Here is a 16389-nt window from a genome sequence, read left to right as displayed (position 1 = left end):
GTGATAGTTTGGTTAAAAGACAGTGGGATCAGGCGGATAGCTGCACTCAGGCATCTCCCTCTTTTGCCTCTAGTTCTTCCCGGGCTTTCAGCTGCCGGTATTGCTGTTCTTTCATATCCCACTGGTGTCGCTTGTAAAAGATAGAAACAAAAACCGTAATTACAAACACTGCAACTATCAAAACATAGGGGCTGGCCATCGCGTTCATGGCCATATCGGCGCGCTGGTACCAGAGTTTGCCCGTAAAAATGATGGCTAAAACGGGCAGGGAAAATAAAAGTCCCATGGGAATACCTGCCAGCAACTGTTGCTGCCACCGGTTTTCACGGTCCCGGTTGGCCTCCCAATATTGCATAAACTGCTTCTCCCGTTCACTTAGCATATGAGGAATTTAGACATGGCATAAAAGGCTTTTTCTGCTGCAAAGGTCTTGCAAAAATCCCATACCAGCCCGCATATTACTTGCAGACCAATAATTTATGATTAACTTGTGCTAAATCTGCAATACCTTGAAATTATCTATCCTTTTAGCGCAGTATTTCTATCAACACAAGCAGTTGAACCTCCCCTCCATTGGTTCCTTTTCGCTGGACGCGGCAGTTTCCGTGCCCGACCAGAATGATAAAAACTTCCGTGAATTCCTCAAATATGTGCAGTTTAAACAACAGCCTGTCGCCAAAGCCGATGACACGCTGATCGATTATATACGGGCACATACCGGTAAGATCAAGCCATTGGCAGAATCTGACCTGGAATCTTACCTGGCCGATGGCAAACTGTTGCTCAACATTGGCAAGCCCTTCCATATTGACGGCATAGGATCCCTCCATAAGAATAAGCTCGGCATTTATGAGTTCATTGCCGGTGAACCCAGCCTGGAGCGCATGGAAGTTATTTCCGAACCCAGGGAAACGGAAAGACCTGCCGCCGCTTCCAATAAAAAGAAATCAGCTTTTGATGAAAGCTATAGCCGCATAGAAGCACACAATACCCGGCGCAAAAGCCTGCTCATAGGCACCCTCGTAGTGATAGGTCTTGCGGTGATCGTATGGGGCGGTTATGTATTGTACAACAACAACAATGGCAAGGAACTGTCAACCCCTCCCCAACAGGTGGTACAGGATACCTCCCTGCCTGCTTCCGACACCACTGCCAAAGCCCCGGTCGACAGCACACCTGTGACCACCGCATCGACCTTGCCCCCCGGCAGCTATAAATTCATTTTTGAGACCACGGCCAAAAAAGCAAGAGCGCTCAAGCGTCACGCCTTCCTGCTGCCGCTCAACAAGGATATTAAACTGGAAACCACCGATTCCCTTACGTTTAACATCAGCATTGTTTTACCGGCCACACCAGCCGATACCATCCGGTTGAAGGATTCCCTCAATGCCTGGTACTATGGAACCAAACCCGTTAAAGTAAGAATAGAACAATAGCACCTATGCGCCGGACAGCCGATTACTGGATCCAGCAATTGCAACTTACCGAACATATTGAAGGCGGTGCATTCCGTGAAGTATACCGGTCGCCCCTGCAGGTAGCCGCCGCCGCATTGCCACCCTCCTTTGGAGCGCCACGCAATAGCAGCACCAGTATTTATTTCCTGTTGAAGCAAGAGCAGTTCTCCGCTTTTCACCGCATTAAGAGCGATGAACTGTGGCATTTCTATTATGGCGATCCCCTGGTGGTATATGAACTGGAACCCACAGGGGCCCTTACAGAACACCTGTTGGGCAATGACCCGGAACAGGGACAACAATTTCAATGTACTGTAAAGGCCGGCAACTGGTTTGCCTCCCGCACTCAATTGGGTGGAACTTATTCCCTGGCAGGTTGTACCGTTTCTCCCGGTTTTGACTTTGCCGATTTTGAACTGGCCGATCGGGAGCAACTGACAAAAGAGTACCCCGCTTATGCAACACTTATCCGGGAACTTACCCGGTAAGATCAATCCTTAATTGTTGGAGCGTGGGCGCACGATCACACCATGCTGTATTACCATTTTTATTTTCCTTACCTGGCCAATCGACACGGATGGATCTCCTTCCGTAACTACCATATCCGCCTGCAGTCCCGCACGGATCCTGCCAACCTCTTTATTGATACCAAATACATCAGCATTGACTGATGTAGCAGCACGAAGTACTTCCAATGGTTTCATACCATATTCTACCATCAGTTCCATTTCCCGGGCATTATCCCCATGTGGGAATACACCTACGTCGCCGCCCATACAAATAGTAACGCCGGCGGCCAGTGCAGCCCTGAAACTTTTTTTCTTTTCAACAATACGGTCAGGTTCGGGCAAAGTGCCGGGCTTCCATCCCTTGTATTGAACCACCGCATGCCCTGCGGCCAGCGTAGGACATAAAGCCACTCCCCGCTCCTTCATCAAACGGAATACCGTACTATCCCCTTTATCTCCATGTTCAATAGTAGATACACCTGCGAGGATGGCCCTGCGCATACCTTCAGGCGTAGAAGCATGCACTACCACCTGCCGGCCGCTGCTTCGGGTAACGGCTACTGCCAGTTGCATTTCAGCTTCTGTAAAGGTAGGCTGCGCTTCATCATGCAATCCCCAGCGGTAATCCCCATACAGCTTAATGAGATCGGCGCCGTTTCCGATCTGTGTGCGTATCTCGCGGGACAATTCTTCCGGGCCTCCCACTTCGGCGGCTCCTTGTGGCAAATGCAGGTCGGGTATGGCAGACTTAGGACCATAAGTACCTGTAGCCACAATTGCCCGGGTAGCAACCAGCATCCGGGGACCTGGTATGATCCCTTTTTCGATCGCTTTCTTCAACCCCACATCATCATATAGCGCACCTTCAGTACCCAGGTCCCGCACCGTGGTAAAACCGGCCAGCAAAGTAGCTTCTGCATGCTTCACCGCCCGGGCCGTACGCTCCGCCCTCGATTCACGGAGCACCTGGTCGTCCCAGGTTGTTTCATTATAGGGATGTAAAAACAAATGACTATGTCCTTCAATGAATCCTGGCAATAAGGTACACCCCTTCAATTCGATCACTTTAGCCCCAGGGGGAATAACAAGAGAGGCGCCTGCCCCTTCAATGATTCGGTCCCTGACCAATACAGTCCAGCCCTCCTGCATTACTTCACCATCAAATACACGGTCGGGCTTTAATGCATAATACACCGCAGGTTTTGCCAGCTGCGCCACAAGCATCACAGGCAGGAAAGAACAACATAAACAGATCAGCAGTCGCATAATTAAGGGGTAGATTTTGATTGTCGTCTAAAATACAAATACATCGGCACGCCTGGCGCAATGATCGCCAGCCCCAGTAATGAGTTCACCACCGGCACTTCACCCGCCATATAACGCGCCACATCATTCCACACAGTGCTCACTACATAGAAGGCAGCAAAAGCGACAAATAAAAAAGGTACTACCGGATAACCCCACACTTTGTAGGGACGTGGATGCAGCGGCATTTTCTTTCGCAGCACAAAGATCCCGATGGCGCCGAATAAATAAGCTACCCAGGCAATGAACGTAAACATATCCGCCAGCATATCAAAAGAACCACTCATGATCAATATTGATGACCAAATGCCATGTAACAGCAGCGCATTGCCCGGTGTATGAAATCGTGGATGCTCCCTGCCTGTCCAGGCAAAAAACAGCCCATCCTTTCCCATCGCATACGTAACCCTCGATATCGCCATCGTATTGCCGTTGATGGCGCCAAAGGTGCAGATAACGATCAGCCCCGCTACAATAGCGCTGCTGGTTTTTCCCAAAGCAACGGCAATAGCATCCGAAGCCACCAGCGAAGAAGTGGCCATCTGATCAACCGGCAGTACATAGAGATAAGCCTGGTTCACCAGCAGATACACTCCAATACACATAAACAAGCTCGTCACCAGGCTGCGGGGAATATTTTTACCGGGCTTCTTTATTTCACCGCCAACAAAAGTGATGTTGATCCAGCCATCGTACGCCATGAAAGCCCCGGTTAAGGCAGCTACCAAACCACCGATCAGCTCCCAATTCATTTTGGGGTGTGCCGAGGGTTGAATAAAATGCCCCATCGATCCGTTGCCCGAAAGGAAAATGCCGAAGACAAGCAAAGCAATGACACCTATTTTGATGAGCGTAGAGATCACTTGTAATTTACCGCTGACCTTTACACTCCGGTAATTGATAAGCGAAAGTCCACTCACCAATCCAATGGCGAGCAATTTTACACCCAGGTTTTGCAAAGGGAACAAGGAACCCAACCCCGGAATATGTACCACCCATGCCTGCTCAACACCCATGGGCAAACGTGGCAGCGCCAGGAAATAATCAGCATATTGCGCACACACAAAAGCAATGGCCGCTACAGCCGCCGAATTGATCACCGCAAAGGCCGACCAACCATACAGGAAAGCTACAAAGTCGCCGTAGATATGCCTGAAGAACACATAGAGTCCGCCCGTTTGCGGAAACATGGCTCCCATTTCTGCATAAATGAGCGCACCGAACAGGGAGAAAATCCCTGCAGCGATCCAGGTAACGGCCAGCCACACGGGAGAGGCCAATTGCGCCGCCATCACAGCCGGTTTCATGAACACACCCGAACCTATGATGCTGCCCACAATGATGGCTGTAGCCGTCCAGAAGCCGAGCGTTCGATGGCTGGCATTGGCCACAGCAGCGTTAATTCCGGAATTGCCGGAACCATCAGCCTTAGGATTTTTTGCTTCAGATCTCATACTACAAACTTCTTAATGCTAACTTCCGGTCTTCCGGACTTTCCGACTTCCGGACTTCTTATTCCATAAATGAAGAGATGATGCGGTGGAAATGATGCGTACCCTGCTCCCTCGTCACCGAATACCGGCCATGCTGGTAAAAACGGGATCGAACACCTTTTTGTACTGCTTCTACCACCTCCTCATCTTCCATTTCTACCGTATCCAGGTTGGAGCCGGCGCCGGTATTGAACAACTCTTCTTTCCACACATACGTAAGAAACGAAACCTTGCATTGGCTCATTGATAAGGGTTGCACAATATTGATGCTAAGTCCCCAGGGATAAAAATTGAACATCATATTGGGGAATACAAAGAAATAATAGGCAGCCACTTTCTTGCCGTAATCGACCGAGGAAGCTGGCAGGTCAAAGCAATCCTCCTCGTCTTTGGCAATCCCCAGTTGAAGATTTGAATAGGTAAAAAGCTCCGTGGTATAATTACCGAAATCGATCACTGCATTCAATCCTGCATGTACAAAGGGTATATGAAACCCTTCCAGGTAATTCTCGCAATACAGGGCCCAATGCGCCTGCACTGTATATTCTTTTGACAGTTGCGGCTGGTACTTAAAATCGTCTACCGGCAACCACCCCACCCTGTCGATCATATCCTGCAGGTAAGGCCCGGCCGCCGATCCCTGCTGCAGCGATGCGAATAACCAGGGGCCCCACTTCAAAAGCGGCAGGCGCTTAAGATCATCATCCGGTGAGGGGAAATTTTCCACTTCCTTAAACTCCGGCATCGAGTGAAAACTGCCATCCAGCTTAAACAGGCGGCCATGGTAGCGACAACGCAGGTTCGACACCTTGCAGGGTTCAGCTACTACGAGCGTGCCGCGGTGGGTGCATACATTGCTGAGACAATGCAGCGTATTGTCTTTGTCTTTCGTAAGCACCAGCGGCTCATCCAGGTAATCCTTCAATAAAGTAAAAGGCTGGCATTGACCGGGCTCCTGTACCGTATGTCCATCTCCAATGAATTGCCAGGACGGTGTAAACAGTTTTTCTTTGGCTGATTCATATATACCGGGGTCGGTATAAAAGTCCGTGTGCAGTGTTTTGGCTTTGGCAATATCCGGGTCAACGAAAAAACGGGACATATGAAATGGTTGTACCAGTAAGATAAGAAAGAGTTGAGTTAAAAATCTTATCTTCCCGTATAAATCTGTCTATTGTGAAACATCTCTTGTACCTGTTCCTTTTTATCGCTCCTGCTTATACCCTCGCCCAAAAGACCCAAAGCCTCTTCAATGGCAAAGACCTCAATGGCTGGACCATCCATGGTACTGAAAAATGGTACGTAGACAAGGGAGAGCTTGTTTGCGAAAGCGGCCCCGACAAGCAATACGGTTACCTTTCTACCAATAAGACCTACAAGAATTTCGACCTTACCCTGCAATTCAAGCAGGAAGCCAATGGCAACAGCGGCGTATTCTTTCGCTCTTCCATCGAGGGTGTCAAGATCAGCGGATGGCAGGTGGAAGTAGCCCCTCTCAATAGCCATACCGGCGGTATTTATGAATCCTATGGCCGCGGCTGGTTAATTCAACCTAAAAAAGAAGACGAGCAATGGCTAAAACCTGGAGAATGGAATGAGCTCCGGATAAAAGTGGTGGCGGGCGAAGTCACAACCTGGCTCAATGGCCACCAGATGGTTTACTTCAAAGACGATAAAATTGCTGCTGCAGATGGATTTATTGCCCTCCAGATCCATGATGGCGGCGGGATTAAAGTTCGCTGGAAGAAGATCCGGATAAAAGCTTTATAAGGAATTGGTTTAATTTTTGCTTATATTGTAGCACGGGACAAGAAAAATACCCTTCACGATTATACGGCCTGTCCCCTTCAGTGATTGCATGTTCGTCGCCTTCCCCTATGCAACCCTTCACCCCCTTACACCGTCATTAATGGAGTTTTTATCCTTACCCACTCCTTTTTATCTCTGCAACCCGTTTTTATCCGTAAAAGAGCCTTTGGCTGCATAAGCCAGAGGAAAGCTTAGGTATCGGGGGCATTTATGCCCGATCTTTTTGAAGATACTGCCGGCTGTATCCGTATAGTCTGGCAGTATTTTCAATTTTGTGGCACCAGCTCATTGTATTTGGTAATAATCTTAACAAAGTCTTCCGCTTTATCCATCCGCAAAGATTGCTGGGCTACAAACTGTTTCAGCTCATCAGGCTGGGCAGGCAACTTCTTCAGCAGTTCCTCTTTGTCCCTGGGCAGATTTGTCATCACACCATCCTGCAGCAGGTAAAAATATTCTTCATCTTCCAGCCGGCTATGATTGTTGGTATTGACCATTTGTTTTTCTTCTATCAGCACCTTGGTATACAAGCGCAGCAATACAGCCTTACCGCTTACCAGCACCTGGTAGTAGGTATCTTCCGTGTTTTTCCCGATCGCAGGATATCCTTTGCGGAAAAGGAGCGAATCTTTATTTTTCCGGGTATACAACACAAATTCTTTTACCTGGCTTTCGGCCGCAAAGGCAGCCCCTTCAAATTGCAGCATCAACCGGTTGCGGGCGCAGTCAAACCGGAGTTTGAATTGCTTTACTAACCGCCCGCTTTTGAACAGCACTACCCCATCCATCCAGTCCTTGAACAGGTAGGGGTTGCCCGAAGCATTGGTGATCTGGTCATCATTGATAGCAGTTTCGGTAGTTTGGGCCCATCCCTGTTGTGCCAGCAACAAGAGGCACCAGAGGATAATTTTCATGGCAATCGCATTTGCTTATAAGGTACGAATTCTTTGGGGAAGTAGCGGCATCCATTCTACGAAAGGCGCATTCCGTATACCATGCTGCATTGATCGTAGGTATTTTAGAGGTCACAAAAAGCCCCGGGGCAAAAGTCCCAGGGCGTGATTCTAAATTAGTAAACAAAACAAAATTGTTATTCGCTGCGCAAGCTCCTAATAGGATTGACAAGAGCGGCTTTCATTGCCTGGTAACAGATAGTAGCAATAGCAATGAGGAGAATGGTGAGTCCAGCTATCACAAATACATCCCAGGTAATCGATATGCGATAGATATAGTCCTGTAGCCATTTTTGCATCAGGAACCATCCCAGCGGTATGGCAATGACCAATGATATAAGGATCAGTTTTAAGAAATTTTGAACGAGCAGCATAAACAAACCCGACGTTGAAGCACCCAACACCTTACGAATGCTTATTTCCTTATTCCGCTGCTCAGCCATGAAAGCAGCCAGTGCAAATAAGCCCAGGCAGGCTACGATAATGGCCAGCCCCGCAAAGCAGGTAAAGATGAGGCCTGTACGCTGCAGATCAGCATACATATTGGCAAAACTTTCGTCGAGGAACGTATACCGTATGGGTTGATTGGGAGCAAAGCTTTTCCAGACACTTCCTATATCGGCCAATACCTGCTTCACATCCGTACCCTTTATTTTTACTGCAACGATATCATTGCTGCGGCCAAGCGCCAGGCAAACGGGCTCTACCCGCTGCTTCATCGATTCGTAGTTGAAATTCTCCACTATTCCAACAATCGTAAAATGCTCCCAACCATTGGTGATCTTTTGCCCAATAGGATCCTTGAGACCAATTTTATCAGCCATCGCCTGGTTGATCACTGCCGCCTGTGAATCTGAAGCCAGCTGACTGGAAAAATTCCTGCCGGCAATGATCTTCATACCAAAAGTAGGTATATAACTATCATCTACATACCATTTCTGCCCACCCACAGCCGCTTCCTCTTTTGTTTTTCCTTCTTTCCAGAAAGGATTACCATCCCGCTTGGTACCCTTTACCGGAAGGTAGCCACTGACCGATACATTTTTTACCTGGGGCAGCTTCAATAACTCAGTTTTCAAGACATCTGTTTGTTTGCCCAGCGTATTGGCTCCCTGTACCAGTACCACCTGGTCTTTATCGAACCCTATTTTAGTGTGGAGGATATACTGCATTTGCCGGTAGATGACCACCGTACCGATGAGCAGGATGATGGAAGTCGTAAACTGAAATACAACCAGCGTACTGCGCAGACCGGCATTTTTACTTCCCCGGCTTAATTGCCCTTTTAATACCTGGATGGGTTTAAAGGCCGACAAATAAAAGGAAGGATACAATCCGGCCAGCAGACCAATGAACAACGCTGCAACCATAAACAGCGGTATCATCCACCACTCGCCGATGGGCACATTCAACGTTTTACCAGCCATTGTATTAAAGAAAGGAAGGCTGACCCAGGCCAATACGAAGCCGAGTACAAAGGCAAAACAACTATACAGGATCGACTCTGTAAGAAATTGCAGGATCAGGCTATTGCGTTGCGAACCGATCACTTTACGCAAACCCACTTCTTTGGCCCTGTTGGCGCTTCTGGCCGTAGAGAGATTTAAGAAGTTGATGCAGGCTATGATGAGGATAAAACAGGCAATCGCTGCATACATCCACACAAAACGGATATCCCCGCGAGGCTCCCAATCAAATATATCGTATGACTTTAAGTGAATATCTCTGATGGGTTGCACCTGTAACCCAAACTTCTTGACTTCCTGCTCCGGCCCTGCCTGACCGGATGCCCTGAGTGAAGGCAGGTAGTATTTTTCAATAACAGTTGTAAGCACCTTTTTTTCAAACTGCTTTATATCAGTTCCGGGTTTCAATTGCAGGTAAGTACTATAATTACTGGACCTCCAGTCCGTTTGTTCGCCGCCCCACAGCGATTTTCCTTTCAGTGTAAGCAGAAAGTCATATTGGAGGTGAGAAGTAGCCGGCCAATCTGCTATTACGCCACTGATCTTATAAGGCTGGTTTTTCTTATTGTTCAGGAACATGACCCTGCCTACAGGATCTTGTCCGGGGAAATATTTATCGGCCTTACGTTTGGTGATCACCATCGTATTGGGTTCGGCCAGGGCCTTTGCCCTGTCGCCGTAGACCATGGGTAATTGAAAAATATCGAGCAGCTCCTGGTCTGCATAAGTAAAGCCTTCTTCGTAAGTATTGTTGGGCTCATCATCCCTGCGCAACTGGTTACTGCCCGCACCATAAAACAGGCTGGCAGGCATTAACCTGGCAGCCTTTTCGACTTCCGGAAAGTCATTTTTCATAGCTTGTGCAAAGGGCGCAGGAAAGCTCACTGCTTTTTCCAGTCTGCCCTGATCTGTATACAATCCTATTGCACGATAGATATTGGCCGCATTTTCAAATTGCGTATCATAACTTAATTCATTCCTGATCAGTAAGCCGATCAACAAACAAGCAGCAATACCGATGGCAAAGCCACCAATCTTGATAGCCGCATACATCTTTTGCCTGGACATGTTCCTGAAGGCAATACGGAGATAATGTGCCAGCATAATTTTGAATTACTAGTTTGAAAAGACAAATGAGTTTAAATAATGTTTCACTTTATTCTGCCCGCAGACTTTTCACGGGGTTGACGAGTGCCGCTTTGACCGATTGAAAGCCAATCGTCAACAAGGTGATCACCAACACCGACAAGGCAGCTATCAGAAAAATATCCGCACTGATGCGGATCCTGAAGGCAAAATCCTGCAGCCATTGTTCCATCGCCCACCCGATCAGTGGAAGGCCGATCAACGCCGCCACCCCTATGAGTTTCACATAATCCTTAGACAACATCAGTACAATACCGCTGGCCGAGGCCCCCACCACCTTGCGTATGCCGATCTCTTTTTGCCTTCTTTGGGCAGTAAAGGCCGCCAGGCCAAAAAGACCCAGACAGGAGATCAGGATGGCGAGACCTGCAAAATATTTTGATAGTGTAGCTACCCTGTTCTCAGCCACATACAAAGCCTGGTAGGCCTCATCCAAAAACCGGTAATCGAATGACAATCCTTTATTGAACCTCGTATAGATGTCCTGCACCCGTGCAATCGTCTGTTTTTCGCTACCCGCTTTGATCTTTACGATCACATTGGGCATCGCCGGATACATTTGAAAAAAACAAGGTTTCACTGATTCATACAATGACTCAAAATTGAAGTCCTTTGCAATGCCAACGATCACACGATCCCTGTTCCAGAATCTGACCGTTTTTCCTATTGGATCCTTCAATCCCATTTTCCGGATCGCATTTTCATTGAAGATGATCTCGTTGGCAGCATTCCCATTGGTAGAAAAATTGTGCCCGGCAACAATTTGAATGCCCATCGTTTCCAGGAATCCATAACCAACTTCCAGGTTGGCAAAGTCTATCTTATTGCCCGGATCCTTTCCCGGCCATTGAAAACCGCCTATGCTGCCATGATCGCCCGTAAGGTTGTGGTAATAACTGGCAACATTGACTACTCCCGGAATGTTTTTCAGTTCATTGATAAAGGAACTGACCCTACTCATACTGGCAGAATCCGGATCACCCATCGGAATGCTGAAATCAATGATATTATCCCTGCTGTAACCAAGGTCTTTTGATTGGATCAAACCGATCTGCCGGGTAATCACCAGCACCCCGGCAATGGCCATCACCGAAAGTGCAAACTGGAAAGTGACCATCCCCTTGCGCACCCACAATTCACCCACCGAGGTTTTCAATTTTCCTTTTAGTACCGCTACCGGCCTGAATCCCGAGATATACAGGGCAGGGTAACAGCCTGCGATCAGTCCCGTAAGCAAAGCAATGCCAATAAAGGTCAATACAATATTAACATGGAATGCCAGCACCAGTTCTTTGCCCGTAAGTTCATTGAAAGCCGGCAGTAAAAGACGGATCAGCCCAAGGCCCAGCAACAATGATAAAAAGCTCATCATAACCGATTCGCCGAGGTATTGGAGTATGAGATTTGTTCTGCTGGCCCCTACTACTTTTTTAATGCCTACTTCCTTTATTCTCCGGGAAGCCCGGGCGGTTGAAAGATTCATGAAATTGATGCAGGCGATGAGGAGGATAAAAATGGCAATAGCTCCGAATAGTTTTACGTAGGCTATCCGTCCGCCCGACTGAATACCATTGGTGTATTGTCCATAGAGGTATCTGTCCGAGTACCTTCTTACAAATAAGGAATGACCGGACTTTGCATCTTTTGTTTTGATGAAGTCTTTGATCTTGTCATTGAACCGGGCAATATTGGTACCCTCTTTTAACAGCAGGTAAGTTCTTGGATCGTTGTTATCCCAGCTTAGCATGCCAGTTCTTTTCTCTACAAACAGGTCAAAATTGAACAGGATGTCAAACTTATCCGAAACAAGTGCGCTATTTTTCTCAAACACACCGGCAATTGTATAGGAACCATTAAAATCACCTTGGTCCCATTCAATGGTTTTGCCTGCAATGTGAGTGGTAGAATGGAAAAGCTTCATGGCCAGCTCATCAGAAATAGCGATGAAGTGCTTATCAGCAGCTAATTTGTTTTTGTCGCCTTCTATAAAGCGGCACGAAAACATATTGAAATAATCCTTACTTACAAATTGCTCCCTGGCTTTTAACCGCACTTCTCCCGCTGTAACAATACCCCTGCTCGAAAACCAGGAAGCCGGAATAACAGTAGCGGCATATTGAATTTCCGGTATTTCACTGGCCAGTGCATTGGCAAGAGGTCCTTGCGTATATTCAGCCGTTTCTATCCCCTGATCGTGCGGTACATTCTGCATGACCTGGTACAGCTGGCTATCCTTTTCATGCACCTTATCTATCTGCATTTCGTCCTGCACCCACAACCAGATCATCAACGCACAGGCAAGGCCCGAAGCCAACCCTAGAAGATTGAGCAAGGCAAACTGGCGATCCTTGACCAGGTTACGCCAAACAAGCAGGAAATGATTTTTAAGCATGGAGGAAGTTTTGACAATGAAAGGACTATTCTCTGGAGCGAAGTGTACCAAAGTAAATGCCTATCAATACAATATTCACAATCAATAGCTTACAAAATCATTTCAGCCACAAACTGTTCGTTTTCGATACAGCAGGTGTACAGTTTCAGAGATAGCTCAACCACCATTGATCTTTGTGCGCCCGCTTGTATTGATCATACCATGCGCACAGCGGATACAATAACACCACTACCAGTATCCATACCAGGTAAGTGATGCCCAGTGAAAATCCATACCCTTCCAATTGGGCGGAAGAGCGGCCTGTCCACAAGGCATAATCCAATACCATATCACTCCATTGGTGGCCGCTGAAACTCGTGGCAAACATGGCCAGCAGGTGCAGCAGGTAAAGGTGCAGGATATAATAAAACAAAGGCACCCTGCCAAAGACAGTGAGCTTTTGCCCGAACCATCCGGGCTTCTTTTCTGTCCAGGCCAGGAACACCAGCGCCGGACCGGTCGTCATCAGCAGGTAAAGCAGGGAAGGCGGATACTTCGTCGTATTCAGGAAAGAAAGAAGCGAGAACAACAGAGTAGGCTGCTCACTCCAACGGCGGGCATCACCATATACATTGATGGCGCGGATAAGGATAAACAAACCAATGAGTGTGAAGCCGAGCATCAGCAATAACTTCTTCCGCTGCGCAGCGGGATAATTGCGCGCATACACCTGGCCGAGGCAATAACCCAATGCCATCACCCCTGCCCAGGGAATAATAGGATACCCCACCAGCAGGAGAAATCCTTTGTAAGTAAACGGTTGCTGCTCGTGCAGCAGCGCCCAGCCAAAACCTGCCAGGGTATTACCGGGTACATGGATCCCATCCAGCAGGTTATGCCCCGCCACCATCAATACACCGATGGAACCTATAGCCCATAGCGGTAAGTAGATCAGCGCTGCCAGCACCATCATGCTAATGCCCAGCGCCCATATCACCGTAAGATCGGCCCCCTTGCCCACGAAATTAAAATACCAGGCCCAATGCACTACCGTCAGTTCCAGCAGGATGAGCCAGGCCCCTCTTTTCAACAGGAAAACAGACAATGCTTTTTTTGATTTCCGTTCCCCTGAAATATAGGCCGAGATGCCCGAGAGGAACATGAACAGCGGCGCACAGTAGTGCGTGATCCAGCGCGTAAAAAACAGCGCCGCATTGGTCTTTGTAAGATCCGTGGGATCGTACAGGAAAGCGTCGGCATGAAAATAATCACGTACATGATCCAGGGCCATGATCACCATGATCAGGCCCCGCAGCAGGTCAATAGATTCAACACGAATGGAAGTAGCAGCTCTTTGAGGAGCCGCAGCAGTCATGGCTATACTTTGCATATAATGGCTTTTACAGTCCTAAGGTACCGACTTTAAATCTGAAATAACCATGTCTATCAGAATTTTATTCTCCACACACCATTAACTACAGATAATTATTCTATACACCAACCCGAAACTTGCTAAATACCTTTCCCACAAACATTCACATACCATCAACCAGGCAAACCATTTTCCGCTTCTCGTAAACTGTTTTCCCATATTTACAAACTGTTAGCGTGATTACAATGCACCTTCGCCGCCGGAATTAATTTGGTTAAAGCGTAAAAGGCATTTGGTAAACAGCCCTCGCCATCCCGGCTCTAAGCATGTAGCAGCATCAGTCCCAATCCTCCCCCAATAAAAAAAGCCCCCGCTTACGCGAGGGCTCCTATCCTATTAATCTTATCAATCCGATAGATCGGGCTTCAGATTTACTTCACTTCTTCATACTCCGCATCAGTCACATTCTCACCACCGCCGGCATTGGCTTGTCCGCCGCCGTTAGCACCTGGCTGACCACCATCAGCACCAGGTTGTCCACCTGCTGCTGCCTGTGCTTTATAGATCTCTTCAGAAGCAGCCGTCCAGGCATTGTTCATTTCTGCTACTGCCGTATCAATGGCTGCTACATCCTGTGATTTGTGTGCCTCTTTCAGCTTATTCAAAGCCGATTCGATAGGCGCTTTCTTATCAGCAGGGATCTTTTCACCAAACTCTTTCAGTTGCTTTTCTGTCTGGAAGATGAGGCTGTCTGCCTGGTTCACCTTTTCTACTTTTTCCCGGGCTTCCTTATCGGTCGCTTCATTTGCACGCGCTTCAGCTTTCATCTTTTCTACTTCTTCCTTGCTCAGACCGCTACCTGCTTCGATACGGATCTTTTGTTCTTTACCAGTGCCTTTGTCCTTCGCAGTAACGTGCAGGATACCATTGGCATCGATATCGAAGATCACTTCGATCTGCGGTACACCACGGGGAGCTGGCGGAATATCAGTCAGGTTAAAACGTCCCAGGCTCTTGTTCTGATTGGCCATCGGGCGCTCACCCTGCAATACATGGATCTCCACACCGGGCTGGTTATCGCTGGCCGTAGAGAAGGTTTCAGATTTCTTCGTCGGGATCGTGGTATTGGAATCGATCAGGCGGGTCATTACACCACCCATTGTTTCGATACCCAGTGACAACGGCGTTACGTCGAGCAACAGCACATCCTTCACTTCACCAGTCAATACCGCACCCTGGATAGCAGCACCTACAGCCACCACTTCATCAGGATTCACCCCCTTGTTGGGTTTCTTACCAAAGAACTTCTCAACGATCTCCTGTACCTTGGGGATACGGGTAGAACCACCTACCAGGATCACTTCGTCGATCTGAGAAGTGCTCAGTCCGGCATCCTTCAGCGCTTGCTCGCAAGGCTTCAGGCAACGCTCGAATAATTTATCGCTCAGTTGTTCAAACTTCGCACGTGACAGCTTTTTCACGAGGTGCTTGGGCACTCCGTCAACAGCTGTGATATAAGGCAGGTTGATCTCTGTTTCGCTGGAAGAAGACAGTTCTACTTTTGCTTTTTCAGCAGCTTCTTTCAAACGTTGTAAAGCCATCGGGTCCTTGCGCAGGTCGATGCTCTCATCTTTTTTGAATTCTTCAGCCAGCCAGTCCATCACTACTTTATCGAAGTCATCACCACCCAGGTGCGTATCACCATTGGTAGATTTTACTTCAAATACACCATCACCCAGTTCCAATACCGAGATATCGAATGTACCGCCACCAAGGTCAAATACCGCGATCTTCTGATCGTGTCTGCCTTTGTCCAGGCCATAAGCCAGGGCAGCAGCCGTAGGCTCATTCACAATACGGCGTACATTGAGACCGGCAATTTCACCGGCTTCTTTGGTAGCCTGACGCTGAGCGTCATTAAAATAAGCAGGCACGGTGATCACCGCGTCTGTTACATCCTGACCCAGGTAATCTTCGGCAGTTTTCTTCATTTTCTGCAGTACCATCGCCGAAATTTCCTGCGGTGTATACAAGCGACCGTCTATGTCAATACGTACGGTATTATTGTCACCTTTTACCACTTTGTAGCTCCAGTGGCTGATCTCTTCGGTCACTTCGTCGTACCGGCGACCCATAAAACGCTTTACGCTCGTAATTGTATTCTGGGGATTGGTAATGGCCTGGCGTTTGGCCGGATCACCCACTTTACGCTCTCCGTTTTTCAGGAAAGCCACTACAGACGGGGTTGTGCGGCGCCCTTCATCATTGGCTATTACCACGGGTTCATTACCTTCCATCACTGCCACGCAGCTATTGGTGGTACCCAGGTCAATTCCTATTATCTTTCCCATAGTTGTGTTGAATTTAATGTTCCCTTATGGTTATCAATGATTATGCCGCGGCATGTGAGGATGAAAAAATGTCAGTCAGGAAAAACCCTGCCCCGGAGCATCAGAAGTCCCAACGCCCGCCTTTTGCCGGCCCATCTCACCGGATCAGCCGTGGATC

Annotated in this window: 12 protein-coding genes; 3 read left to right on the top strand and 9 right to left on the bottom strand. The window is 48.1% G+C overall.

Features of this window, described 5'->3' with window-relative positions; translation table 11 throughout:
• Nucleotides 1-46: 46 nt before the first annotated feature.
• Nucleotides 47-382 carry a hypothetical protein gene (locus D3H65_RS03385; protein ID WP_119048907.1) on the bottom strand — a complete coding sequence of 112 codons (336 nt, stop codon included), beginning with the start codon at nucleotides 380-382 and terminating at the stop codon, nucleotides 47-49.
• A gap of 127 nt (nucleotides 383-509) precedes the next feature.
• Here D3H65_RS03385 and D3H65_RS03380 point away from each other — a divergent pair, with 127 nt between their 5' ends.
• Both D3H65_RS03380 and D3H65_RS03375 read left to right on the top strand, forming a co-directional pair.
• Entirely contained in the window at nucleotides 510-1436 is a 927-nt protein-coding gene (locus D3H65_RS03380; protein ID WP_119048906.1) for a hypothetical protein, read from the top strand.
• A 5-nt stretch (nucleotides 1437-1441) separates the two neighbouring features.
• The gene (locus D3H65_RS03375) at nucleotides 1442-1945 is read left to right on the top strand and encodes a cupin domain-containing protein (RefSeq protein ID WP_119048905.1); all 504 of its coding nucleotides are present in this window, start codon (nucleotides 1442-1444) and stop codon (nucleotides 1943-1945) included.
• Nucleotides 1946-1954: 9 nt separating this feature from the next.
• Here D3H65_RS03375 and D3H65_RS03370 read toward each other — a convergent pair whose 3' ends face one another.
• The 3 genes from D3H65_RS03370 to D3H65_RS03360 are packed head-to-tail and all read right to left on the bottom strand — an operon-like array spanning nucleotide 1955 to nucleotide 5866.
• The gene (locus D3H65_RS03370) at nucleotides 1955-3232 is read right to left on the bottom strand and encodes a metal-dependent hydrolase family protein (protein ID WP_119048904.1); all 1278 of its coding nucleotides are present in this window, start codon (nucleotides 3230-3232) and stop codon (nucleotides 1955-1957) included.
• Between the two features lie 2 nt (nucleotides 3233-3234).
• The gene (locus D3H65_RS03365; protein WP_119048903.1) at nucleotides 3235-4725 is read right to left on the bottom strand and encodes an APC family permease; all 1491 of its coding nucleotides are present in this window, start codon (nucleotides 4723-4725) and stop codon (nucleotides 3235-3237) included.
• A gap of 58 nt (nucleotides 4726-4783) precedes the next feature.
• Entirely contained in the window at nucleotides 4784-5866 is a 1083-nt protein-coding gene (locus D3H65_RS03360) for an aromatic ring-hydroxylating oxygenase subunit alpha (protein WP_119048902.1), read from the bottom strand.
• Between the two features lie 74 nt (nucleotides 5867-5940).
• Between D3H65_RS03360 and D3H65_RS03355 the strand changes: the two genes are divergently transcribed.
• Complete coding sequence (locus D3H65_RS03355; protein ID WP_245999673.1) at nucleotides 5941-6534, top strand: 3-keto-disaccharide hydrolase; 594 nt, start codon at nucleotides 5941-5943, stop codon at nucleotides 6532-6534.
• 305 nt (nucleotides 6535-6839) lie between these two features.
• Here the strand turns inward: D3H65_RS03355 and D3H65_RS03350 are convergent, their stop codons facing one another.
• The 5 genes from D3H65_RS03350 to dnaK form a co-directional block, all read right to left on the bottom strand.
• Nucleotides 6840-7487 carry a hypothetical protein gene (locus tag D3H65_RS03350; RefSeq protein WP_119048900.1) on the bottom strand — a complete coding sequence of 216 codons (648 nt, stop codon included), beginning with the start codon at nucleotides 7485-7487 and terminating at the stop codon, nucleotides 6840-6842.
• Nucleotides 7488-7663: 176 nt separating this feature from the next.
• A complete protein-coding gene (locus tag D3H65_RS03345) occupies nucleotides 7664-10096 on the bottom strand; it encodes an ABC transporter permease (RefSeq protein ID WP_119048899.1) in 2433 nt (810 codons plus the stop codon).
• 52 nt (nucleotides 10097-10148) lie between these two features.
• The gene (locus tag D3H65_RS03340; protein WP_119048898.1) at nucleotides 10149-12530 is read right to left on the bottom strand and encodes an ABC transporter permease; all 2382 of its coding nucleotides are present in this window, start codon (nucleotides 12528-12530) and stop codon (nucleotides 10149-10151) included.
• A 145-nt stretch (nucleotides 12531-12675) separates the two neighbouring features.
• Complete coding sequence (locus D3H65_RS03335) at nucleotides 12676-13899, bottom strand: DUF1624 domain-containing protein (protein WP_245999672.1); 1224 nt, start codon at nucleotides 13897-13899, stop codon at nucleotides 12676-12678.
• A gap of 413 nt (nucleotides 13900-14312) precedes the next feature.
• Entirely contained in the window at nucleotides 14313-16232 is a 1920-nt protein-coding gene (dnaK, locus tag D3H65_RS03330; protein ID WP_119048897.1) for a molecular chaperone DnaK, read from the bottom strand.
• Nucleotides 16233-16389 lie beyond the last annotated feature (157 nt).

It is taken from the genome of Paraflavitalea soli (assembly GCF_003555545.1).
In the GTDB taxonomy this organism is placed as follows: domain Bacteria; phylum Bacteroidota; class Bacteroidia; order Chitinophagales; family Chitinophagaceae; genus Paraflavitalea; species Paraflavitalea soli.
The sequence above is the reverse complement of the archived record's forward strand: the minus strand, read 5'-3'. Positions and strand labels throughout refer to the sequence as shown.

What these genes read in the sequence shown, in the direction of transcription:
- D3H65_RS03385 (WP_119048907.1), bottom strand. Translation starts at nt 382, where the DNA reads ATGCTAAGTGAACGGGAGAAGCAGTTTATGCAATATTGGGAGGCCAAC.
- D3H65_RS03365 (WP_119048903.1), bottom strand. Translation starts at nt 4,725, where the DNA reads ATGAGATCTGAAGCAAAAAATCCTAAGGCTGATGGTTCCGGCAATTCC.
- D3H65_RS03360 (WP_119048902.1), bottom strand. Translation starts at nt 5,866, where the DNA reads ATGTCCCGTTTTTTCGTTGACCCGGATATTGCCAAAGCCAAAACACTG.
- D3H65_RS03370 (WP_119048904.1), bottom strand. Translation starts at nt 3,232, where the DNA reads ATGCGACTGCTGATCTGTTTATGTTGTTCTTTCCTGCCTGTGATGCTT.
- D3H65_RS03375 (WP_119048905.1), top strand. Translation starts at nt 1,442, where the DNA reads ATGCGCCGGACAGCCGATTACTGGATCCAGCAATTGCAACTTACCGAA.
- D3H65_RS03350 (WP_119048900.1), bottom strand. Translation starts at nt 7,487, where the DNA reads ATGAAAATTATCCTCTGGTGCCTCTTGTTGCTGGCACAACAGGGATGG.
- D3H65_RS03345 (WP_119048899.1), bottom strand. Translation starts at nt 10,096, where the DNA reads ATGCTGGCACATTATCTCCGTATTGCCTTCAGGAACATGTCCAGGCAA.
- D3H65_RS03340 (WP_119048898.1), bottom strand. Translation starts at nt 12,530, where the DNA reads ATGCTTAAAAATCATTTCCTGCTTGTTTGGCGTAACCTGGTCAAGGAT.
- D3H65_RS03335 (WP_245999672.1), bottom strand. Translation starts at nt 13,899, where the DNA reads ATGCAAAGTATAGCCATGACTGCTGCGGCTCCTCAAAGAGCTGCTACT.
- dnaK (WP_119048897.1), bottom strand. Translation starts at nt 16,232, where the DNA reads ATGGGAAAGATAATAGGAATTGACCTGGGTACCACCAATAGCTGCGTG.